This is a genomic window from Nesterenkonia aethiopica (genome assembly GCF_039534665.1).
Taxonomy (GTDB): Bacteria; Actinomycetota; Actinomycetes; order Actinomycetales; family Micrococcaceae; genus Nesterenkonia; species Nesterenkonia aethiopica.
This window is the reverse complement of the sequence record NZ_BAAAVT010000008.1, coordinates 46,601-67,407: the sequence shown is the minus strand read 5'-3', so window position 1 is coordinate 67,407 and position 20,807 is coordinate 46,601. Positions and strand designations below refer to the sequence as shown.

At 70.0% G+C, this 20,807-nt stretch carries 19 protein-coding genes and 1 riboswitch; of the genes, 13 read left to right on the top strand and 6 right to left on the bottom strand.

Translation table 11 applies throughout. From position 1 onward, the window contains the following. The first annotated feature begins 75 nt into the window (after window positions 1–75). A complete protein-coding gene (locus tag ABD658_RS07500) occupies window positions 76–324 on the top strand; it encodes an RNA-binding S4 domain-containing protein (protein WP_344682486.1) in 249 nt (82 codons plus the stop codon). Window positions 325–383: 59 nt separating this feature from the next. Here the strand turns inward: ABD658_RS07500 and ABD658_RS07495 are convergent, their stop codons facing one another. Continuing rightward, a complete protein-coding gene (locus ABD658_RS07495) occupies window positions 384–1,070 on the bottom strand; it encodes an alpha/beta hydrolase (RefSeq protein ID WP_344682488.1) in 687 nt (228 codons plus the stop codon). A gap of 230 nt (window positions 1,071–1,300) precedes the next feature. On the opposite strand from ABD658_RS07495, the gene ABD658_RS07490 reads away from it, so the two are divergent. Then, entirely contained in the window at window positions 1,301–2,137 is an 837-nt protein-coding gene (locus ABD658_RS07490) for an SGNH/GDSL hydrolase family protein (protein ID WP_344682490.1), read from the top strand. Window positions 2,138–2,148: 11 nt separating this feature from the next. Here the strand turns inward: ABD658_RS07490 and metX are convergent, their stop codons facing one another. From metX to ABD658_RS07470, 4 genes are all read right to left on the bottom strand, one after another. After that, a complete protein-coding gene (gene metX / locus ABD658_RS07485) occupies window positions 2,149–3,264 on the bottom strand; it encodes a homoserine O-acetyltransferase MetX (protein ID WP_344682492.1) in 1,116 nt (371 codons plus the stop codon). Window positions 3,265–3,359: 95 nt separating this feature from the next. Then, window positions 3,360–4,748 carry an O-acetylhomoserine aminocarboxypropyltransferase/cysteine synthase family protein gene (locus tag ABD658_RS07480; RefSeq protein ID WP_344682494.1) on the bottom strand — a complete coding sequence of 463 codons (1,389 nt, stop codon included), beginning with the start codon at window positions 4,746–4,748 and terminating at the stop codon, window positions 3,360–3,362. Window positions 4,749–4,883: 135 nt separating this feature from the next. After that, window positions 4,884–5,000, bottom strand: a riboswitch (SAM riboswitch). A 245-nt stretch (window positions 5,001–5,245) separates the two neighbouring features. Then, on the bottom strand, window positions 5,246–7,600 hold the full coding sequence (locus tag ABD658_RS07475; protein WP_344682496.1) for a right-handed parallel beta-helix repeat-containing protein: 2,355 nt from the start codon (window positions 7,598–7,600) through the stop codon (window positions 5,246–5,248). 284 nt (window positions 7,601–7,884) lie between these two features. Next, complete coding sequence (locus tag ABD658_RS07470) at window positions 7,885–9,093, bottom strand: acetyl-CoA C-acyltransferase (RefSeq protein ID WP_344682498.1); 1,209 nt, start codon at window positions 9,091–9,093, stop codon at window positions 7,885–7,887. Between the two features lie 269 nt (window positions 9,094–9,362). Here ABD658_RS07470 and ABD658_RS07465 point away from each other — a divergent pair, with 269 nt between their 5' ends. The 11 genes from ABD658_RS07465 to ABD658_RS07415 all read left to right on the top strand — a co-directional run bounded on the left by ABD658_RS07465 (window position 9,363) and on the right by ABD658_RS07415 (window position 18,879). After that, on the top strand, window positions 9,363–10,100 hold the full coding sequence (locus ABD658_RS07465; protein WP_344744194.1) for a M50 family metallopeptidase: 738 nt from the start codon (window positions 9,363–9,365) through the stop codon (window positions 10,098–10,100). 60 nt (window positions 10,101–10,160) lie between these two features. Further along, window positions 10,161–11,174, top strand: coding sequence for an NAD-dependent epimerase/dehydratase family protein (locus ABD658_RS07460; RefSeq protein WP_344744192.1), 1,014 nt, complete (start codon window positions 10,161–10,163; stop codon window positions 11,172–11,174). A gap of 164 nt (window positions 11,175–11,338) precedes the next feature. After that, on the top strand, window positions 11,339–11,797 hold the full coding sequence (gene paaI / locus ABD658_RS07455; protein WP_344682505.1) for a hydroxyphenylacetyl-CoA thioesterase PaaI: 459 nt from the start codon (window positions 11,339–11,341) through the stop codon (window positions 11,795–11,797). Between the two features lie 3 nt (window positions 11,798–11,800). Beyond that, on the top strand, window positions 11,801–13,147 hold the full coding sequence (locus tag ABD658_RS07450) for an AMP-binding protein (protein ID WP_344682507.1): 1,347 nt from the start codon (window positions 11,801–11,803) through the stop codon (window positions 13,145–13,147). A gap of 10 nt (window positions 13,148–13,157) precedes the next feature. Then, window positions 13,158–13,775 carry a TetR/AcrR family transcriptional regulator gene (locus tag ABD658_RS07445; protein WP_344682509.1) on the top strand — a complete coding sequence of 206 codons (618 nt, stop codon included), beginning with the start codon at window positions 13,158–13,160 and terminating at the stop codon, window positions 13,773–13,775. 213 nt (window positions 13,776–13,988) lie between these two features. After that, window positions 13,989–15,020 carry a 1,2-phenylacetyl-CoA epoxidase subunit PaaA gene (gene paaA / locus ABD658_RS07440; protein ID WP_344682512.1) on the top strand — a complete coding sequence of 344 codons (1,032 nt, stop codon included), beginning with the start codon at window positions 13,989–13,991 and terminating at the stop codon, window positions 15,018–15,020. A 65-nt stretch (window positions 15,021–15,085) separates the two neighbouring features. Further along, a complete protein-coding gene (paaB, locus tag ABD658_RS07435) occupies window positions 15,086–15,391 on the top strand; it encodes a 1,2-phenylacetyl-CoA epoxidase subunit PaaB (protein ID WP_070158946.1) in 306 nt (101 codons plus the stop codon). Continuing rightward, entirely contained in the window at window positions 15,388–16,215 is an 828-nt protein-coding gene (gene paaC, locus ABD658_RS07430; protein WP_344682514.1) for a 1,2-phenylacetyl-CoA epoxidase subunit PaaC, read from the top strand. The genes paaB and paaC overlap by 4 nt, the downstream gene beginning before the upstream one ends. A 41-nt stretch (window positions 16,216–16,256) precedes the next feature. Next, window positions 16,257–16,859, top strand: coding sequence for a 1,2-phenylacetyl-CoA epoxidase subunit PaaD (paaD, locus tag ABD658_RS07425; protein WP_344682516.1), 603 nt, complete (start codon window positions 16,257–16,259; stop codon window positions 16,857–16,859). Further along, window positions 16,859–18,016 carry a 1,2-phenylacetyl-CoA epoxidase subunit PaaE gene (gene paaE, locus ABD658_RS07420; RefSeq protein WP_344682518.1) on the top strand — a complete coding sequence of 386 codons (1,158 nt, stop codon included), beginning with the start codon at window positions 16,859–16,861 and terminating at the stop codon, window positions 18,014–18,016. Before paaD ends, paaE begins: the two co-directional genes overlap by 1 nt. Window positions 18,017–18,108: 92 nt before the next feature. Beyond that, window positions 18,109–18,879 (top strand): enoyl-CoA hydratase/isomerase family protein, encoded by a 771-nt coding sequence (locus ABD658_RS07415; protein ID WP_344682520.1) that lies wholly within the window; start codon window positions 18,109–18,111, stop codon window positions 18,877–18,879. Between the two features lie 10 nt (window positions 18,880–18,889). Here ABD658_RS07415 and ABD658_RS07410 read toward each other — a convergent pair whose 3' ends face one another. After that, window positions 18,890–20,731, bottom strand: a complete 1,842-nt coding sequence (locus ABD658_RS07410) for an OmpA family protein (protein WP_344682522.1) — start codon at window positions 20,729–20,731, stop codon at window positions 18,890–18,892. Window positions 20,732–20,807: the final 76 nt, after the last annotated feature.

The following is a 20,807-nucleotide window of genomic DNA, read 5'->3' as shown; positions in this document are numbered from 1 at the left end:
CTGGCCGCCTTCTGCGCCGCGGCGTCAGAAGCGGTCAGCTCGCCACGGCCGCATCCCGTGGGAGACACTGACACCATGAACGCAGATGACGTGCAGCAGGTCCCGATCCGTGACGAGTCCATCCGCCTGGGGCAGCTGCTGAAGCTCGCCGGCGTCGTCGAGCACGGGGTGATGGCCCGTGAGGTGATCGACGCCGGAGCGGTGACCGTGGACGGCGAGGTGGAGACGCGCCGGGGGCGTCAGGTGCGCCACGGCCAGGTGGTCCGGCTCAACGCCGAAGAGCTGGGGCTGCCCGGCGCCGTCATCTCTCCGACCGCTGAGTGAGGTGAGCGCAGCGTGAGATGAGCGCAGAGTGAGGCAAGCGGGCGCCGTCGTCGTGCTCCTCAGGCTCGACCGGCGGACCTCCGAGACCGCAGCACCATGTAGGTGAGGAATTCGCCCACATGGGCGATCTCCTGGGGCACGACACCGTGGCCGGCCCCGGCGTAGAGCACCTTGGTCAGCTCCACCGACGAGTTCGCCCAGCGGTGGGTGTAGTCGATGTGCTCCTCGGGAATGATCGGGTCGTCCTGGTCCCGGCCCCAGAAGAACGGCACCCGGCGGGCGGCGAGCGCGGCGTCGTCGAACCAGTCCTGCATCTCCGAGCTCTCTCCGGGGTCCACCGCGAAGCCGGAGAGCCCGACGACGGCGGCGAACTCCTCGGGCCGAGCGCGCAGCAAGGAGGTGGCCATCGCCATCCCCATGGAGAAGCCGAGCAGCGTCACCGAGGTGTGCTGGTCCTTCACCGAGGCGATCCAGGACCACAGGTCCTCGACGGCGTCGCGCGCCGCGGCCGAGGAGTAGGCCAGCCGTTCCGGGTCGAGGTCGAACCAGGTGTAGCCGCCGTGACCCATGGGCACCGGTGCGCGCAGGGAGGCGTAGGTGAACTCCTCGGGCAGGCTGGGCACCAGACCGAACAGATCATGCTCGTGGGATCCGTAGCCGTGCAGCATCACCACCAGCGGGGTGCCTTCGCGGTCCTGCGGCTCGCGGGACCACACGACGACGGGCTCGGGATGGGTGGGACTCATGCGGGGCTGCTCCTCGTACGCGACGTCGATGACCGCCTGTTCTGCTGGACGGCCGGACCATCTTCTCATTCCGGTCCCTTCGGCTGGTGCAACCGGGCTGATGTCCGCCTCAGGGAGGATGGAACCGACCGGTAACCTCAGGCACAATAAGACGTGTGGACCGATCAGCCGAGAGACCAGACGAGCAACCAGACCACCAGCACCCCGGCCCCGGCCAGGACGCTGGTGTGGTGACCACTCCGACACACCCCTGGACGCGCTACGTGGCCCTGGGGGACTCCTTCACCGAGGGCATCGGCGATCCCGACGAGTCTCGGCCCGGGTACCACCGCGGCTGGGCCGACCGGGTGGCCGAGGAGCTGGCTGCCGGAGCGGACCCTTCCCCGGGCGGGAAGCGCTTCGCCTATGCGAACCTGGCGGTCCGGGGGAAGCTGATCGGACAGATCCGTGACGATCAGATCGCCCCAGCCCTGGACCTGCAGCCGGATCTGATCACCCTGTGCGCGGGTGGCAATGACGTCATCCGTCCCGGCGGCGATCCGGACGAGACCGCTCGCATCCTCGACACGATGGTCCAGATCCTCTCCACCACGGGTGCCGCGGTGGTGCTGTTCAACGGCCCCGACGTGCGTGAGACCCCTGTGGTGGGGTCGATCCGCGGGAAGGTCGCCATCTACAACGAGAACATCCGCACCGTCGCCGCCCGACACGACGCCCTGGTGGCGGACATGTGGTCCCTGCGGCAGCTGGCGCACCCCCAGATGTGGGACGAGGACCGCCTGCACTTCTCCCCGCTGGGGCACCACACCATCGCCGCGATGGTGCTGGACACCCTCAATGTGGAGCACGACCTCGAACCCCTGGAACCGCGGCCGGTGCCGGAGCGCACCTGGCGGGAGGCTCGGGTCGACGATGTCGTCTGGGCCCGCCACCACCTGTTCCCCTGGGTGGTGCGCAGACTGCGCGGACGCTCCTCCGGGGACGGGGTCACGGCGAAGCGGCCGTCCTTCGAGCCGCTGTTCGGCGGCTCGATGCCTCCCGGCAGCGGCGCCGCCGAGGAGGAGTGAGGTTCAGCGCCTCAGAGCCCCAGCGTCTCCCGCATCTGGTCCGCGAGCTGCTCCGGGCTGGTGAGGAAGCCGTCGTGCCCGATGGGTGAGGAGATCATGTGGACCTCGTGCTCGCCGGGCAGCAGTGCCGCCAGCTCATGGGACTGTTCGGGCAGGTACAGCCGGTCTGACTCCACGGCGGCGATGAACGGCGTGGCGGTGACGCGGGACAGCGCCTCGGCGACGCTCCCGCGCCCGCGGCCGACGTCGTGGCTCATCAGAGCCTCGGTCAGCACGATGTAGGCGTTCGGGTCGAAGCGGTCCACCAGCTTGCGGGCCTGATGGTCCAGGTAGGACTCCACCTGGTAGCGGCCCCGACGTCGGGCGCTCCAGCCGAAGGGGTCCTCCTCCCCCTGGGGCTGACGACCGAACCGCACCTCCAGTTCGTGCTCGGTGCGGTACGTGATGTGCGCGATCCGGCGGGCCAGGCCCAGCCCCTCCTCCGGAACGGGCCCGCCGTAGTAGTCTCCGCCGGCGAAGTGCGGGTCGTTCTCGATGGCCTTGATCTGTGCCTGCCCGAAGGCGATCTGCTCGGCGGTGGCGGCCGCGCCGCAGGCGAAGACCGCCACCGAGCCCACTCGGCCCGGGAAGGTGGCCGCCCACTCCAGCGCCCGAGCCCCGCCCATGGAGCCGCCGATCACCGTGTGGAACCGCCGGATCCCCAGCTGATCGGCCAGGCGCGCCTCCAGGCGGACGGCATCGCGGACGGTGGTGAAGGGGAACCGAGAGCCCCAGGGCCGCCCCTCAGGATCCGGAGAGGCGGGCCCGGTGGAGCCGTAGCACCCGCCGACCATCGCCGGGGCGACCACGAACCACTTCTCGGTGTCGATCGGGCGCCCCGGCCCCAGCAGGCCCTCCCACCAGCCCGGGGCCGGGTCGGCCTCCGTGGCGGCGACGTGGGTGTCTCCGGTCAGGGCGTGCGCGACCAGGATCGCGTTGTCGCCCGCCGCGTTGAGCGTTCCCCAGGTCTCGTAGGCCAGCTGCACGTCCGGCAGCTCACCTCCGGCGTCGAAGGTGTGGGCCCCGACGTCGACGACGGCGAGCGCGCCGTCGGGACGAAGGGTCGAGGTCAGCACCTGGGCGGTCATCGGGGTCGGAGCTCCTGCGTCGTTCATAGTGTGGACAGGCCTGCCGGGACGGTCCGGCGGATTCGTACGGGCCTCATCGGCCTCTCAGGCTAGCCTCAGGCCACCGGCTGCGGCTCGGGAGCGGCCGCCTTCTCACTCTGCGGACCGGTGGCCGCGGTCGTGATCGCCTTCTCCAGCCCCTGCTCGAGGTCGGCGATGATGTCGTCGATGTGCTCCAGGCCGACCGACAGGCGCACCAGACCGGGCACGACGCCGGCGGCGCGCTGCTCGTCCTCGGTGAGCTGGCGGTGGGTGGTGGAAGCCGGGTGGATGGCCAGAGAGCGGACGTCGCCCACGTTGGCCACCAGCGAGTGCAGCTCGAGGGCGTCCACCACGGCCTGGCCGGCCGGCGCGCCACCGTCGACCTCGAAGGCGAGCACCGCTCCCACGCCCTTCGGCAGGTACCGCTGGGCCTGCTCGTACCAGGGGCTGGAGGCCAGGCCTGGGTAGGAGACCCGCTTCACGGCCGGGTGTGCCTCCAGGAACTCGGCGACCTTCTGGGCGTTCTCCACGTGGCGCTCGATCCTCAGGCTCAGAGTCTCCAGGCCGAGGTTGATCTCGAAGGCGTTGTGCGGAGACAGCGCCGGGCCGAGGTCGCGCAGCAGCTGCACGCGGGCCTTGAGCACGTAGGACAGGTTCACTCCGAAGACGCCGTCGGCGCCCAGATCCCGGCCGAAGACGAGGCCGTGGTAGCTCTCATCCGGGGTGTTGAAGCCGGGGAAGCGCTCCGGGTAGGCGGTGTAGTCGAAGCTCCCCGAGTCCACGATCACACCGGCGATCGCCGTGCCGTGGCCGCCGAGGAACTTGGTGGCGGAATGGATCACGACGTCGGCGCCGTGCTCGATCGGCCGGATCAGGTAGGGCGTGGTCAGAGTGTTGTCCACGATCAGCGGGGCGCCGTGCTCGTGGGCCACGGCGGAGACCGCCTCCAGGTCCAGGACGTCACCGCGCGGGTTGGCCACGACCTCGCCGAAGAAGGCCGCGGTGTTCTCCCGGATGGCGGCCCGCCAGGACTCGGTGTCGTCCGGGTCCTCCACGAAGGTGACCTCGATGCCGAACTTCGTCAGCGTGTGCTTGAAGAGGTTCTGGGTGCCGCCGTACAGCGACGGGGAGGCGACGATGTGGCCGCCCGCCTCGACGACGTTGAGCAGCGCCAACGAGGCCGCCGCCTGGCCGGAGCCGACGGCGAGGGCACCGACACCTCCTTCGAGCGCGGCGATCTTGTCCTCCACGGCCTGCACCGTGGGGTTGCCGATGCGGGTGTAGATCGGGGCGACCTCCTCCAGCCCGAACCGCTTGCCGGCGGCCTCGGTGCTGGGGAAGACGAAGGAGGTCGTCTGCTGGATGGGCAGGGCTCGGGCGCCGGTCACCGGATCCGGGGCGACGCCGGCGTGGATCTGCTGGGTCTCGAACCGAGGGGTCTGCGTGTGCTCGGTGGTCGTCATGGGAGGTGTCTCCGTTCAATGCGGTCGTGTCGACAGGACCGTCGGAGACACTCCAGGCGTGACGCCCGAAGCTGTTGCCCGTGTGGCGGCCCTGTCGTCGAGGACATGGGTTTGTGGGCCGCACTGTGGTGTGATGGCCCGCGCTTGCCCCACCGCATGGGCGGCAGGGCCTGGTCGTCACCCGGGGCACCCCACCGCGAACTGGAGGGTTGCCGGCCAGCAAACCGGGGTTTGACGCTGGCACTCTTGACCTGCCTCACAGTCTGCCCTGATCTGCGCGATCAGGGCAAGTCTGTGTCCTCAGGTGTCGAACCCCGGGAGCCCAGGAGACCGGGAGCCCAGGAGACCGGGAGCCCAGGAATCGCACGGACGCGGCACCGCCGCCGACCGCTCCGGTCGGCGCCGCAGCCGCTTGCGCCCCGAGTTGATTCTGGAACCCCGCTGATCTTTGCGGGGTTCCAGAATCAACTCGGGGCGGGGTGGACTCACACCTCCGCTCAGTCGCGTCCTCCTGGATGACCCGCAGGCTCCACCGCGCCGACATGCCCACCGTCGATCCCACCACCGGTGAGGAACGAATGGAACGTGGGTCGGGCGAAGTCGCCGTGGACCAGTGCCCCGTCCTCGTCGCGCGCGTGGGAGTCCGGCGGCGTGGCGGAGACCAGGTCGCGTTGCACCACGAGCCGCTGCCCGTCGGAGGTCTGTGAGCGGCTGCCGTCGTAGAGGACGTTGCTGGCGTCGACGTCGCCGGAGACCTGGTCCGCCCGGTCATGGCTGTCCGTGTGCGCCGAGAGGTTGTTGCGGAAGACGCCCTGCTCCTCGGGCTCGAAATACGGATTGGTGCGGAAGATGTAGTTGTACCGGGCGTTGTCCACCGCCGTGTTGTTGGTCAGCTCGAGCCGGCCCGGGTTGAAGTTGTCGGAGAAGCCGTCCAGGTTGTTGGCGTAGGCCAGGTTCCCGGCGAGCACGTGGTCCACCGGCAGGCCCTCGCCGCCGACCTTGAAGCCGGTGCCCACGCCGGACCCGGCGTTGTAGCCGTCGGAGAGCTGCCCGTTGTGGTGGGCGATGTTGTCCTCCAAGGTGATCGGGAAGTTGGGGCCCTCGTTGGTCCGGTTGTAGAGGTCCCAGCCGTCGTCGATGTTGTGGTGGGCCACATTGCCGCGGAAGACGTTGCCGGGGCCGACGCCGAGCTTGGCAGCGAAGCCGTCGGCATTGATGTCGGCCGGGTCGCGATTGTCGTGGGCCTCAGAGTTCACGATCAGATTCTCGGCGGGCCAGTCCTCCGAGTCGCCGGAACCGGTGAGCTGGAAGCCGGAGTTGCCGTTATGGCTGAAGACCATCGAGTCGACGACGTTGTGCGAGCCTGAGGAGCGCAGCCCGTTGCCGGCGGAGCGGGTGAGCTCCATGTCCGAGATGACCCAATGGTCAGCGTCCAAGCGGATGATCTGCTGCAGGGCGGACCGACCGTCGAGCGTGACCTCCGCATCCTCTGCGGCGGTGAGCGTCTTCGGCTCCTCGGCCGTGCCGGAGTAGGCCGGGGACAGCGAGATGGTGCTCTCCGGCTCATAGTCGCCCTTGAGCAGCTGGACCTCCTGGCCCGGCAGCACGTGGGTGACCGCCGTGTGCACATCGAGCGGGCTCTCCTCGGTGCCGTCCCCCTCGGGGGTTCCCTCAGGCGAGACCACCAGCGGGGCGTCGTCGCGAAACTCGCGCACGGTGACATCGACGCCGCGGGTGATCGGGCTCAAGTCCGGCCCGTCGGCCGGGTGGTAGGTGGCGCTGATGGTGCTCGCCCCCTCGGGCAGCTCCAGCTGCGCGGTGAACTCCTCCTCCGCGGTGATGGGCTCACCGGCCAGGACTGTCTCCCCGTCGACGGCGACGTCGACGGTGCCCGGGTAGCTGGCGGATGCGGCGAAGGGATAGTCGGTGCTGTCGGAATGTTCGGGGGCACGCAGGTCGAAGGCGACCGGGGTGACCGGTTCGGGCTGCTCGGGGCGGGGCTGGGTGTCGGCATCGCTGAGGGTCAGGGAGGCGTCGGAGAAGGTCACCGCCACGTTGCGGGAGGCGAAGAAGCCCACGGTCATCAGGTCCGGCTCGATGTCCTGGACCCAGTCCGCGCCCTCGAGCTCGTGGGTGTGGGTCTCCGGCTCATCCAGATGCGTATAGGTGGTGGACATGAGGAAGGCGTCGTCGGTGCGTTCCAGGCGCATGGTGACCGGCTCGTCGATCATCAGTCCGTGCCGTCCGAGGTCCGTGGCGCTGCGCTCCGAGCCCACCGTCCCCCACGGCTCTGTGACGCCGGTGCGTGTCATCCCCACCGACCCATGACGCAGCATGGTGGTGGAGGCGTAGTTCGAGGCCGCCGGGACCTCTTCGAAGCCCTCGAGCATGGGGTCCTGACGGGGTCCGCCGTTGAGATCGCGGACCATCAGCCCCGCGCCCTCCTGACCGTTCGGGTTCGCCCCGGTCTCGGGGCCGAGCTGGTGGACGGTCACCTCCGCCTCGAGGACGAAATTGTGCTCGTTCGGGTCGAGCGTCACATGGTAGAAGGTCAGGCCGTCGTGGCCCGGGGCGAGCTTACCGCCGCGACTCTCCATGAAGATCTCCCCCTCGATAGTGCCGGGCTCATCAGGCACAGCATGATTCACGCCGACCTTCTCCGGCAGCACGTTGGAGGAGAAGTCCAGGTCGGTGGACTGGCCGAAGGTGATCTCCTGCCATTCGAGCTCCTCCGCCTGGACGTCTGGCTCCGGAGCGGACTCCTGCTCGGCGTCGGCCCAGGCCGACGGCGGCGCCAGCAGCGCGCCGACCAGCGCCAGGGCGACGGCCGTCGTCGCTCCGCGGGAGCTCACGGCGGGGCCTCTTCTTCTGCGGACGGTGGGTCGCTCGGGTGCGGCGGGCTCGGACATCTGGTCTCCCCCTCAGGCAGTGGACAGCGCTGTCCCGACTAACTTAGAGGTGATTATCGTCACAGAGAAGGAGATTCGACGCTGAGTGCATTGCCAAGGAGGCAATCGTCCGATACGCTCCTCGACCTGACGCGCCACAGCGTCATCGTCCACCACTGGCGCCCCGACATGATTCTGGAACCCCGCTGACCTTCGCGAGGTTCCAGAATCATGTCGGGGCAAAACGGTCAGGCCTGCGACTCAGATCCTCCTGCCCAGACCCGCAGGATCAGGGCGTCACCCTGACCGCCGCCGCCGCAGAGGCCGGCCGCGCCGATCCCACCGCCGCGGCGTCCCAGCTCCAGCGCCAGGTGCAGCAGCAGCCGAGCGCCGGACATCCCCACCGGGTGTCCCAGGGCGATGGCCCCACCGTTGACGTTGAGCTTCTCCTGCCCGATCCCTAGCTGCCGCGCCGAGGCCACCCCGACGGCGGCGAAGGCTTCGTTGATCTCCACCAGGTCCAGCTCCGCGGCCTCGATGCCCTCCTTGGCGCAGGCGGCCGCGATGGCGTTGGCCGGCTGCAGCTGCAGGGAGGAGTCCGGACCGGCGACCATGCCGTGGGCACCGATCTCGGCGATCCACGCCAGCCCGAGCTCCTGGGCCTTCTCCTTGGCCATGACCACCAGGGCGGCGGCGCCGTCGGAGATCTGTGAGGCCGAGCCGGCGGTGATGGTGCCGTCCTGGGCGAAGGCGGGACGCAGCTTGCCCAGCGATTCGGCGGTGGTCTCGGGCCGGATGCCCTCGTCCGCGTCGACCACCAGCGGCTCCCCGCGACGCTGCGGCACCTCCACCGGGACGATCTCCGCGGCGAAGAGGCCGTTCTCCTGGGCGGCGGCGGCGCGCTGGTGCGAGGCGGCGGCCACCCGATCCTGCTCCTCCCGGGAGACCTCGGCCTCGCCGGTGTTGCAGGACTCGGTCAGCGCCCCCATCGCCTGAGAGGTGGCCTGGTCGTAGAGCGCGTCGTATGCCATGGAGTCCACCAGCGCGGTGTCGCCGTACTTGGTACCGGTCCGGGAGCCGGGCAGCAGGTGCGGCGCGTTGGACATCGACTCCATCCCGCCGGCGACGACGATCTCACACTCCCCGGCGCGGATGAGCTGGTCGGCGGTGGCCACGGCATTGAGGCCGGACAAGCACACCTTGTTCAGGGTGATCGACGGCACCGAGGCGGGGATCCCGGCCCCGATCGAGGCGGTGCGTGCAGGGTTCTGCCCCGCGCCGGCCTGGATCACCTGACCCATGACCACATAGTCGACCGCGTCACCGGAGACCCCGGCACGCTCCAGGGCGCCGGAGATGGCGACCGCACCGAGCTCCGCGGCCGACAGCGACGACAGCCCTCCCAGCAGCCGCCCCATGGGCGTGCGGGCACCGGCGACGATGACAGTTCCAGACATGACTCTCCTCTGCTGCAGTGATGGTCGCATCCTGTCCGGGAGCCGGACGACGCCGCGGCCGCACCGCAGAGGACGCCGTCGTCCCGTCAGACGTCCAGCCAGAGTATCGCGGTGAGCAGCGTCACGTCAGACGTCGGCGACGCCGACCGCGCGCTGTCAGCTCGCATCCGGACGGAGACGGCACACTGTCCGTCATGATCGTCTCCGAGACCGCCCCCTCCGCGGGTGCTACAGCGTCGCCCCCGCCTGCGACCTCCCTGGCACCGCACATGTCGACGCTCGCAGACTGGCCCGCCCAGCTCTGGGACAGGGTGGCCGCCGCCCAGGATCCCGTGGGATGGCAGGTGTCCCTGCTCCTGGCCGCCGTCGTGCTGGCCGTGATCTGGAGCCCGGGCGGGTACCGCCTGGTGCGGCACCTGGTGACGCTGGTGCATGAGGCGGGCCACGCCGTCGTCGCGGCCCTGGCGGGCCGGCGACTGCAGGGGGTGCGCCTCCATGCTGACACCTCCGGTCTGACGGTCTCCCGGGGACGGGCGGACGGCCCCGGCATGATCGCCACGCTGTGCGCGGGCTACCCGGCCCCGGCCGTGGCCGGGGCCGCGGGCGCGATGCTGCTGGGCGCCGGCCACGCGGCGGCGGTGCTGTGGATCCTGGTGATCACCAGCGCCCTGATGCTCCTGCTGGTGCGCAACCTCTACGGCCTGTGGGTGGTGCTGCTGCTCGGCGCCACGGTGGGCGCATTGTCCTGGTGGGCCACCGGTCCGGTGCTCTCGGCGGCCGCCCAGCTGGTGGTGTGGTCACTGCTCCTCGCGGCGCCGCGGGCGGTCGTCGAGCTGCAGCGCCAGCGCCGACGCACCCGCGGCGGTGACAGCGACGCCGACCAGCTGGCCCGCCTCACCCGCACTCCCGCGGCCCTGTGGGTGGGGCTGTTCTGGCTGGTCTGCGTCGCGGCGCTGGCCCTGGGCGGCTGGCAGCTGCTCGACGGCGCCCCCTGGCCCTGGGGCTGAGCTGCCCTGGCCCTGAACAGCACTGGGCCTGAACAGCACGGGGCCGGTAGCCTGAAGCCCATGACCTCCCCCACGGCGAGCACCGGCCCCACCGCAGAGTCCTCCGAGGTCGGCCGGGTGGTGATCGTGGGCGCGGGCGACCTGGGGGCCCGCATCGGACGACTGCTGCGGTCGGCGGGCCGCGCCGTCGACGGCTGGAAGCGTGACCCCTCGACGCTGCCGGAGGGGTTCGGCCGCGTCGCGGCGGACCTCACCCGCGGCTCGGAGCTGCCCGAGCTGCCCGAAGACACCGCCGCCGTCGTGTTCTGTCCGACCGCCGGGGCGCGCTCCGCAGCGCGCTACCGAGCGGTGTACCGTGACGGCCTGCGTGCACTGCTGGAGCGTGCCGATCGGCTGGGCGGCCGCTCCGGACGGCGGGTTCGGATGGTGCTGGTGTCCTCCACCGCGGTCCATGGCGGGGAGGAGGGCCTGATCGATGAGACCTCTCCCCTGCACCCGAACACTCCGACCGGCGAGGTGCTGGCCGAGACCGAGCAGCTGCTGCGCAGCGACGACTCGGTGGAGTCCGTGGTGCTGCGCCTGGCCGGGATCTACGGGCCCGGACGTCGACGGCTGCTCGACCAGGTGCTCGGCGGAGGGTTCGGCGCCGCCGCTGAGCTGACCGGTACCGCCCAGGCCTCCACCGCCGGAAGCCTGGGCACGGACCCGTGGAAGATCTCCAACCGGATCCACGTGGACGACGCCGCCGCGGCGGCCGCCGCGATGGTCACCGCATCCGAGCGCCCCTCGGTGCTGCTGGGTGTGGACGAGCTGCCCGTGCCGGTGGGGATGGTGCACGACTGGCTGGCCGATGAGCTCGGCCTGCCGCGTCCGTGGCCGCACCTCATCCCGGAGGGCGTCGCACTGGACCAGGTGCTCCACACCGGGCGGGAGGACCCCCTGTGGAGCGCGACGCCGGCCCACGGCCGGGCCGTCAACGGCGCGGCGCTGCACCGCTTCCTGGGCGGGCTGAGGCACCCGGACTTCCGATCCGGCTATGCGCCGATGCTCGAGAAGCCCGCCGCGGACGACTGAGAGGACCGGGCCGCCGCCCTCTGCCGCCGACCGGGCCGCCGCACGGGCCGCCGCCCTCTGCCGCCGACCGGGCCGCCGCCCAGAGATGTGCTTGACATCACATGACGGCGATGCTTGAGTTGACTTACCGACCAATCGGTCTGGAAATAAGTCGAGGAGTGTCGATGACCGAGCCCACCCAGCTGGCCTACGAAGGCGTGATCATGCCCGACGGCGGACCCCGGCACAGGATGCTGGAGACGGACCGCTGCACCCGCTGGCTCGGCGCCGAGGTGCTCCAGGCCGACCCCGGGCACGCCCGCCTGCGCATGACGGTGCGCCGCGAGATGACCAACGGCTTCGACATCGTCCACGGGGGAATGATCTTCGCCCTGGCCGACACCTGCTTCGCGATGGCATGCAACCACCCGGACGGCGACGACGCCACCGTGACCGTCGCCTCCGGGGCCGACATCAACTTCCTGAAGACCGCCTGGCTGGGTGATGAGCTCATCGCCGAGGCCGTGGAGGTCTCCCGCTCCGGACGCAGCGGAGTCTATGACGTCACCGTCACCCGCGGGGACGAGACCATCGCCGTCTTCCGCGGCCGCTCCCGCACCGTCCCGTCCCCCGGAAAGAAGTGAGCCATGAGCACCCTGGCCGACGAGCCCATCCGTCACAGCCCACAGTCCCACGACCCCGCCCTGCCGGACCCTGAGGAGCTGGCCACCCGCGAGGAGATCGAGACGCTGCAGCTGACCCGACTGCAGCACACCGTCCGGCACGCCTACGACAACGTCCCCGCCTACCGCGCGCTCTACGACACCCACGGCGTGGGACCCGATGACCTGCGCAGCCTGGAGGACCTGGCGAAGTTCCCCTTCACCGACAAGGAGTTCCTGCGGGCGGCCTACCCGTTCAAGGCCTTCGCCGTGCCCATGGAGCAGGTCCGCCGGATCCACGCCTCCTCGGGCACCACCGGTCGCCCCACCGTGGTGGGCTACACGCAGGACGACATCGACGTCTGGGCGTCGCTGTTGGCCCGCTGTCTGCGATTCTCGGGCGTCCGGCCGGGCGACCTCGTCCACAACGCCTACGGCTACGGCCTGTTCACCGGGGGCCTGGGCGCCCATTACGGCGTCGAGAGGCTCGGCGGCACCGTGATTCCGATGTCCGGCGGACAGTCCGAGAAGCAGGTGCAGCTGATCCAGGACTTCCGGCCCCGCGTCATCCTGTGCACGCCCACCTATCTTCTGACCCTGGCCGACACGTTCCGCGAGGCCGGCATCGATCCGCGCTCCACCTCCCTGGAGATCGCGGTGCTCGGCGCCGAACCGTGGACCGAGCAGATGCGGCATGAGATCGAGGAGACCTTCGCGATCCGGGCCTGCGACATCTATGGCCTCTCCGAGATCATGGGCCCGGGCGTGGCCGGCGAGTCCTGGGAGCTGCAGGACGGCTCCACCATCTGGGAGGATCACTTCCGCCCCGAGATCATCGATCCGATCACCGAGGAGCCGCTGCCCACGGGGGAGGACGGCGAGCTGGTGTTCACCACGCTCACCAAGCAGGCGCTGCCGATCATCCGCTACCGCACCCATGACCTGACCCGGTTGATGCCGGGCACCGACCGGCCGGGGCACCGGCGCATGGCCCGGATCACCGGTCGCAGCGATGACATGATCATCCTGCGCGGGGTGAACCTGTTCCCCTCCCAGATCGAAGAGATCGCCCTGGAGATCGAGGAGCTCTCTCCGCACTTCCAGCTGCGCCTGAGCCGCCCAGGAACCATGGACGAGATGACGGTCCACATCGAGCGCCGGCCGGAGTGCGACGGCGCGGCCGCCGAATCCGCCGGCGCGGAGCTCGCCCGCCGCATCAAAGTCCGCATCGGCACCAGCTGCCGAGTATCGGTGGAGGAGCCGGGATCGCTGGCCCGCTCCTCCGGAAAGCTGCGGCGCATCTATGATGAGCGTCCGCGGCAGGCCGGATAGCCTGATGCCCATGACGACCACTCCCACCTCATCCGGGACCTCGCGCCGCGGGCGGCCCGGCTATGACCGCGAGGCCCTGCTGACCGTCTGCGTGGAGGCCTTCAACCGCCACGGCTACGAGGCCACCTCCATGGGAGCGCTGTCCCGGGAGCTGGGCATCTCCAAGTCCGCGATCTACCATCACGTGTCCTCCAAGGAGGAGATCCTGGACATCGCGTTGAACCGGTCGCTGGCGGAGCTGGAGCGCGTGGTCAGCGAGGCCGAGGCGCTCGGCGCCCCAGCGGTGGACGAGCTGGAGACCATCATCCGGGAGTCGGTGAAGGTCCTGACCGCCTCCCTGCCGTACGTGACGCTGCTGCTGCGGCTGCGCGGCAACTCGGAGATGGAGGTCAAGGCCCTGCAGCGGCGCCGGGAGATCACCCTGCGGATCGCAGAGCTGATCCGTCAGGCCCAGGCCGACGGCGACCTGCGCGAGGACGTCGACGCCCGCACGGCCTCCCGCCTGGCCATGGGCATGGTCAACTCCCTGGTGGACTGGTACCGCCCGCAGGACGGGCAGCCCGACGACGCCCTGGCCGCGACGGTCACCCACCTGCTGCTGGACGGGCTGCGTTCCCCGCGGAGCTGACGCCGCCACCACATCCTTCTGCCGCCGCTCGTGCGATGCGAGTGCCCACCGAAGGCTTCACGGCCGACGAGGCCCGTCGCATCGCCCGATCGACGCGCTCCCCGCGCATCTGCTGAACCACATATCCCCAGGTCATCGTGTGTTGACCATCACACCTACCCTGCTATACTGAACGAACGGTCGGTAATTCAGGCGACGGAAACGAGGACCAGCATGTCGGCAGAGCACCCTTCCCAGGACCACCACGCACCGCGGCTCCGCCTGGCGGACGACTCCGACGCGACCGCGGCCGAGGACGCCGCGCGGGCCGGCCAGGAGCGCTTCGAGGAGCTCATCGCCGCCGACTCCCGCGTCGAGCCGCGGGACTGGATGCCCGAGCCGTACCGCAAGACCCTGGTCCGCCAGGTCTCCCAGCACGCGCACTCGGAGATCATCGGGATGCAGCCGGAGGGCAACTGGATCTCCCGCGCCCCGAGTCTGAAGCGCAAGGCCATCCTCATGGCCAAGGTCCAGGACGAGGCCGGCCACGGACTCTACCTCTACTCCGCAGCCGAGACGCTGGGCACTCCGCGGGACGAGATGTTCGACCAGCTCTACACGGGCCGCGCGAAGTACTCCTCCATCTTCAACTACCCGGCCCGGACCTGGGCCGACGTCGGCGCCATCGGCTGGCTGGTCGACGGCGCGGCCATCACCAACCAGGTGCCCCTGTGCCGCGCCTCCTACGGGCCCTACGGACGCGCGATGGTACGCATCTGCAAGGAGGAGTCCTTCCACCAGCGGCAGGGCTGGGAGATCCTCTACACGCTCTCCCACGGCACCGAGGAACAGCATCAGATGGCCCAGGACGCCGTGGACCGCTTCTACGGACCGGCCCTGCAGATGTTCGGCCCGCCGGACAGCGACTCCCCCAACTCCGGACAGTCCATGGCGTGGAACATCAAGCGCTTCTCCAACGACGAGCTGCGCCAGCGCTTCGTGGACATGATCGTCCCCCAGTCCGAGGCGCTGGGACTGACGCTGCCGGACCCCGAGCTGCAGTGGAACGAGGAACGCGGCCACTACGACTTCGGCGCGCTGGACTGGGACGAGTTCTTCTCCGTGCTCAAGGGCAACGGCCCGCTGAGCCGCCAGCGCCTGGAGCACTACCGCCGCGCCCGTGATGAGGGCGCGTGGGTGCGCGAGGCCGCCGCGGCCTACGCCGGCCGCCAGCACCAGGAACAGGCCGCCCTCGCCGGCGCCTGATCCGTCGGCCCATCACACCCCACCACCCTTCGACTCCCGAGACACCCTCAGGAAAGGCGAGGCCCATGACCTCCATCGACCCCGCAGACTCCGGCTCGTGGCCCCTGTGGGAGGTGTTCATCCGCTCCTCCCGTGGACTCTCCCACGTCCACGCCGGCTCGCTGCACGCCCCGGACGCCACCATGGCGCTGCGCAACGCCCGGGACCTCTACACCCGGCGCAACGAGGGCACCTCGGTGTGGGTGGTGCCGGCCGAGGCGATCATGGCCTCCGACCCCGACTCCAAGGGCGGGTTCTTCGAGTCCCCGCAGGGCAAGAGCTACCGTCACGCCACCTACTACACGCAGTCAGAAGGGGTGAAGCACCTGTGAACTTCGCATCCCACGACTCCGCCACGCGCCAGTCCCAGGGCGAGGCGATCACCCCGGAGGAGATCGCCTCCTCCGACGCCGTCGCCGACGAGGCCACTGCCCGCTACGCGATGATCCTCGGCGACGACGCCCTGATGCTCTCCCAGCGCCTCAGCTCCTGGATCTCCCGCGCCCCTGAGCTGGAGGAGGACGTCGCGCTGGCCAACATCGCCCTGGATCTGCTGGGACATGCCCGCTTCCTCCTCACCTATGCGGGCACCGCCTGGGGCAAGACCGAGGACGATCTGGCCTACTTCCGCGATGAGGAGGAGTTCCGCTCCTGCCGTCTCGTGGAGCAGGAGAACGGGGACTTCGGCCGCACGATCGCCCGCCAGCTGATCTTCAGCACCTATCAGCACCAGCTCTACAGCCGGCTGGTCCACTCCACCGACCCGACCCTGGCCGCCATCGCGGACAAGGCACTCAAGGAGGTCCAGTACCATCAGGACCATGCCGCCCAGTGGACCCTGAGGCTCGGACTGGGCACCGAGGAGTCCAGCCGCCGCATCCAGGACGGGCTGGACTCGCTGTGGTCCTACGTGGAGGAGCTGTTCCTCGACGTCGACCCGATCCCCGCACTGGGCGACGTCGCGGTCCTGCCCTCCAGCCTGCGCGAGGACACTCTGCACCGGCTCCGGGAGGCCATCGAGGCCGCCGGTCTCACCGTCCCGGAGATGTCCGGGGCCTACGGCTCGGACCGCACCGGACGGTTCTCCGAGCAGCGGGGCTACATCCTCGCCGAGATGCAGGTCCTCGCCCGGCAGCACCCCGGGGCGACCTGGTGAGCATCGCAGTCCGGACCCGTGCCGGCAGGACGGAGGACGACATGAGCACACGCTATAAGACATCTGACCCTCGCCAGGCCTCCCGCATCGTGGCCGAGACTATGATGGCCGGCCACCCGTCACTGGAGCCCACTGACCAGAGCACGAAGCCAGCCCTCGACGACGGCAGGGAACGCACCGTGTGGGAGGTCGCCGCCACGGTCAACGACCCGGAGATCCCTGTGCTCTCCATCGAGGACCTGGGCATCCTGCGCGAGGCCCGCCTCGACGAGGATGGGACCGCCGTCGTCGTGATCACTCCCACCTACTCCGGCTGCCCCGCCATGGACACCATCACCTCCGATGTCCGGGAAGCGCTGCGCACCGCCGGCCACGAGCGCGTCCGCGTGGACACGGTGCTGCAGCCGGCCTGGACCACCGATTGGATGACGGAGGCCGGGAAGGAGAAGCTGCGCGCCTACGGGATCGCTCCGCCCACGGGGCGGGCCGCCGTCGGCCCTGTGCGGGTCGGGCTGAGTGTGAAGTGCCCGCACTGCGACTCCCCGGACACACGCGAGATGACCCGTTTCAGCTCCACCGCCTGCAAGGCCCTCTACCAGTGCCGGCAGTGCCTGGAACCCTTCGACCACTTCAAGGTGCACTGATGCAGATCAAGACCACCAAGCGCCGCCGCGCGAAGTTCTCCACCCTGACCGTCTCCGAGGTGCGGCGGCTCACCCCCGACTCGGTGGAGGTCACCTTCGCCGTGCCGGAGGAGCTCCAGGACGACTTCGACTACGCGCCCGGCCAGTACGTGGCGCTGCGCGCCGAGATCGAGGGCCAGCAGATCCGACGCTCCTACTCGCTGTGTCAGGAGCCCACGCGCGGCGAGATCCGGATCGCCATCAAGCGCGACCTCGGCGGTTCCTTCTCCACCTGGGCCAACGAGCACCTCTCCCCCGGTGACACGCTGCAGGTGATGAACCCCTCCGGGACCTTCGTGTCCAAGACCGCCATCACCTCGATGAACCGGCCCGAGGAGCTCGCCGCCGAAGCCGTGGCCGGCCGACCCGATGTGCACCTGGTGGCCTTCGCCGCGGGCTCCGGGATCACCCCGATCATGGCGATCGCCCGCTCTGTGCTGGCCGCCTCGGACAGCTCGACCTTCGACCTGGTCTACGCCAACCGTTCCGCCGGCGACGTCATGTTCGCCGAGGAGCTGGGCGATCTGAAGGACCGCCACCCCTCCCGGCTGGCGATCCACCATGTGCTCAGCCGCGAGCAGCGCATCAACCCGCTGCTGACCGGCCGGATCGACGTCGAGAAGCTCGGCGACCTCCTGGACAAGGTGCTCCGCGTCCCTGAGACCGACGAATGGTTCCTCTGCGGACCCTTCGAGCTGGTCCAGCTGGTCCGCGACCAGCTGGCCGCCCGCGGCGTGCCGGAGGAGAAGGTCCGCTTCGAGCTGTTCACCACCGGCCGCCCGGACCGCCCCGAGGGACATCAGGGCCGCAGGGTGGAACAGGAGGCCGACGGCGAGACCGTGGAGATCGAGTTCACCCTCGACGGGCTGACCGGCCAGGTGACCTCCCCGAAGGGATCCGGGGAGACCGTGCTCAATGCGGCGCTGCGCTCCCGCTCCGACGTGCCCTTCGCCTGCGCCGGCGGCGTCTGCGGCACCTGCCGGGCCAAGGTGGTGTGCGGGGAGTTCGAGATGGAGGAGAACTACGCCCTGGAGAGCGACGAGCTCGAGGCCGGCTATGTGCTCACCTGCCAGACCCGTCCCACCGCGGAGAAGCTCGTGGTGGACTACGACGCCTGACACGGCCCCGAACCGACCGACCTGCCCGACCCACCCAGACCCACCCAGACCCGCCCGCCCCGCCTGCTGACGTGCCGCTGAGGAGCCGCCCTGTGATCCGCACCCACCTCGACGACGGCCTGGCCGAGATCGTCCTGGACGCCCCGAAGAAGCTGAACTCCCTGGACGAGGAGGCCTTGTCGGCACTGGACGAGGCCTACCGGCAGGCCGAGGAGGCCGGAGTGCGCGCGGTGCTGCTGCGCGGCGAGGGCAAGGGATTCTGCGCCGGGCGGGACATCTCCGGAGTGGACCCCGCCACCGACGACGCCCTGGGCTATCTGCAGGAGAAGGTCACCCCGGTGCTTCGCCGGATGGCGGACTTCCCCGCGCCGACCTTCGCCGCCGTGCAGGGCCCCTGCCTGGGCGTGGGGCTGGGCCTGGCGATCGCCACCGACGTCGTCTATGTGGCCCAGGACGCGAAGATCGGCTCCCCGTTCGCCGCGCTGGGCGCCACCCTGGACTCGGGCGGCCACGCCCTGTTCACCGAGCGGCTGGGGGCGCACCGCACCCTGGACCTGATCTACACCGGCGACCTGATGTCCGGAGCCGAGGCGGTGGCCTCCGGGCTGTTCTCCCGGTGCCTGCCGCCCGAGGAGCTGGTGGACTTCACCCGCGAGAAGGCCCGCCGGGCGGCCTCCGGCGCGACGCTGGCGTTCCGCGAGTCCAAGGCGCTGGTAGCCCGGGTGCGGGATGAGCGGATCGGGCTGTGGGAGTCCCTCGAGGAGGAGAACCGGGCCCAGGGGCGGCTCTGCGACTCCGCGGACTACGCCGAGGGCTTCGCGGCCTTCCAGCAGAAGCGGACCCCCACCTTCCGCGGCGAGTGACGCTCGGGAGTCAGCCCTCGTCAGTGTCCTCGTCAGTGTCGTCGTCCTGCCGGTGCTCCTGGACCGGGACGTCCTCGAACCTCCACGGGTCGAAGCCCTCACGGTCCTCCCATTCGGTCTCCACCGGGACGTCGATGGTCACCTCCTCGCTGGAGACCAGAGGCCAGACCACGGTGACGACGCCCCGGACACCTTCGGCCGCGCCGTAGTCACCGCCGAAGTACTGGTCCGCCATGGGCGAGTACCAGGGGAGGTCGTCGATGATGAACTCGCCGTCCTCGTCCACTCCGAAGACGAACCCCTGCCCGCTCATCTCCAGAGGGAAGACCCGGCTGTCACCGATCAGCAGGGTCACCGCATCCGCCTGCCCCCCGTCGGCCAGCGCATCGAGGTCATCCCGCTCGCCGCCGGGGCCGAAGCTGAACGGCCAGGCCAACGAGCCTGAGCTGTCGTGGCCGTCCGCATTCTGGGTGATCTCCACCGAGAGACGACCCACCAGCAGGCTGTCCACCTGATAGAGCTCCTCCACGGCGACCTCCGCGGATCGGCCGTCCTCCGCGGTGACCTCCAAGACGTCGTCGGCCGCACCCACCGGGCCCTGCGGCTCCGCCGGCTCGCCGATCTGCTCCAGGTCGCTGAGGTCCTCCAGGTCCGGGAGCTCGAAGCGCAGCTCCACGCGTCGGTTCTGCGCCCGCCCCTCCTCGGTCTCGTTGTCCGCCACCGGCTCCTGGAAGTTCCGGCCCTCCACGGTGATGTCGAAGCCGGAGAGGTCGGTGAGGTCGTCGAGCCGGTCATGGACCGACTCCGCACGCCGTTCCGAGAGCGCCTGGTTGTAGTCCTCGTCGAGCACGTCATCGGTGTGCCCGATGATGAACAGCTCACCGCCGTCGAGACGCTCCAGCTCCTCGGCTGCGGCCTGCAGTGCGGCGTCGGCGTCGTCATCGAGCTCGTGCTCGTCGACGTCGAAGAGCACGTCGGAGGCCATCGTCAAGGTGGCCTGGCCGTCGTCGTCGCGGATGGTCACGTCTCCGCCGTCACGCTCCCGATAGATGTCCGCCGGGAAGATCCGCGGCTCGATCCGCTCCGGCGGGTCCTCCAGATCCTCCAGCAGCGGGTAGGCCTCCAGCACCTCAGCGTCGAGGTCATCGGGATCCAAGACCTCCACGCCCTCCACGAGCCCGAAGTACGGCAACAACAGGGCCGCCTCCTCAAAACCGGTGTCTCCGAAGTAGGACACCCAGGTCCCACCCTGGTCCGGCAGGACCAGGTCACGGTCGAGCGCGAAGAAGTCCCAGACGTATTGGCCGTCCGAGCTGACCGTGGTGAGCTGGATGTCCATGGCCTCGGTGTCCACCAGACGCACCTCCACCGGGTTCTCGGTGTGGGATCTCAGCGTGTGGTCCAGATCGAGCGCGCCGTCCTCGCTGAGCAGGGTGAAGTCCATGCGCGAGGCCAGGAAGTCCTCGCCGTCGAAGGTAGTCCTCACCAGCGGGTAGACGGTGACCTGCGCCTCGACCTCCTGATCGTTGAGGAAATCCCAGAGCGTGGTCTGGGCCGTGACGCCCATGCCGTCGGGAAGCTGATCCGCACCCGAGTCGATCACGACCTCGCCCTCGGCCTCCACCGTGGGCTCGTCAGTGGGCTCGTCCGTGGGCTCGTCAGTGGGATCGTCGCCGGCGCCGTCCGCAGCGCCGGCCTCGTCCGCTCCCCCGTCCACGGTCGGATCGTCGCTGGTGGAGTCGAGGGTCTCCTGGGAGGCCGCCGGTTCGCCCAGCGGCACACAGCCGGAGGCCAGGAGGACCGCCAGCGCGGCCAGGGCGAGCGGGGTATGCGATCTGTGAGCCGAGGTCATCTCATCCGCCTTCCACGGGAACCGACCACTGGCGTTCACTATCGCAAATACATGTCTGGGTGTCAATGCTCACGGG

Coding starts and splice junctions, on each gene's coding strand:
- paaB (WP_070158946.1), top strand. CDS start 15,086: ATGACCTCCATCGACCCCGCAGACTCCGGCTCGTGGCCCCTGTGGGAG.
- ABD658_RS07450 (WP_344682507.1), top strand. CDS start 11,801: ATGAGCACCCTGGCCGACGAGCCCATCCGTCACAGCCCACAGTCCCAC.
- ABD658_RS07445 (WP_344682509.1), top strand. CDS start 13,158: ATGACGACCACTCCCACCTCATCCGGGACCTCGCGCCGCGGGCGGCCC.
- ABD658_RS07410 (WP_344682522.1), bottom strand. CDS start 20,731: ATGACCTCGGCTCACAGATCGCATACCCCGCTCGCCCTGGCCGCGCTG.
- ABD658_RS07470 (WP_344682498.1), bottom strand. CDS start 9,093: ATGTCTGGAACTGTCATCGTCGCCGGTGCCCGCACGCCCATGGGGCGG.
- ABD658_RS07480 (WP_344682494.1), bottom strand. CDS start 4,748: ATGACGACCACCGAGCACACGCAGACCCCTCGGTTCGAGACCCAGCAG.
- ABD658_RS07495 (WP_344682488.1), bottom strand. CDS start 1,070: ATGAGTCCCACCCATCCCGAGCCCGTCGTCGTGTGGTCCCGCGAGCCG.
- paaE (WP_344682518.1), top strand. CDS start 16,859: ATGCAGATCAAGACCACCAAGCGCCGCCGCGCGAAGTTCTCCACCCTG.
- metX (WP_344682492.1), bottom strand. CDS start 3,264: ATGACCGCCCAGGTGCTGACCTCGACCCTTCGTCCCGACGGCGCGCTC.
- ABD658_RS07500 (WP_344682486.1), top strand. CDS start 76: ATGAACGCAGATGACGTGCAGCAGGTCCCGATCCGTGACGAGTCCATC.
- paaI (WP_344682505.1), top strand. CDS start 11,339: ATGACCGAGCCCACCCAGCTGGCCTACGAAGGCGTGATCATGCCCGAC.
- paaD (WP_344682516.1), top strand. CDS start 16,257: ATGAGCACACGCTATAAGACATCTGACCCTCGCCAGGCCTCCCGCATC.
- ABD658_RS07465 (WP_344744194.1), top strand. CDS start 9,363: ATGTCGACGCTCGCAGACTGGCCCGCCCAGCTCTGGGACAGGGTGGCC.
- paaA (WP_344682512.1), top strand. CDS start 13,989: ATGTCGGCAGAGCACCCTTCCCAGGACCACCACGCACCGCGGCTCCGC.
- ABD658_RS07460 (WP_344744192.1), top strand. CDS start 10,161: ATGACCTCCCCCACGGCGAGCACCGGCCCCACCGCAGAGTCCTCCGAG.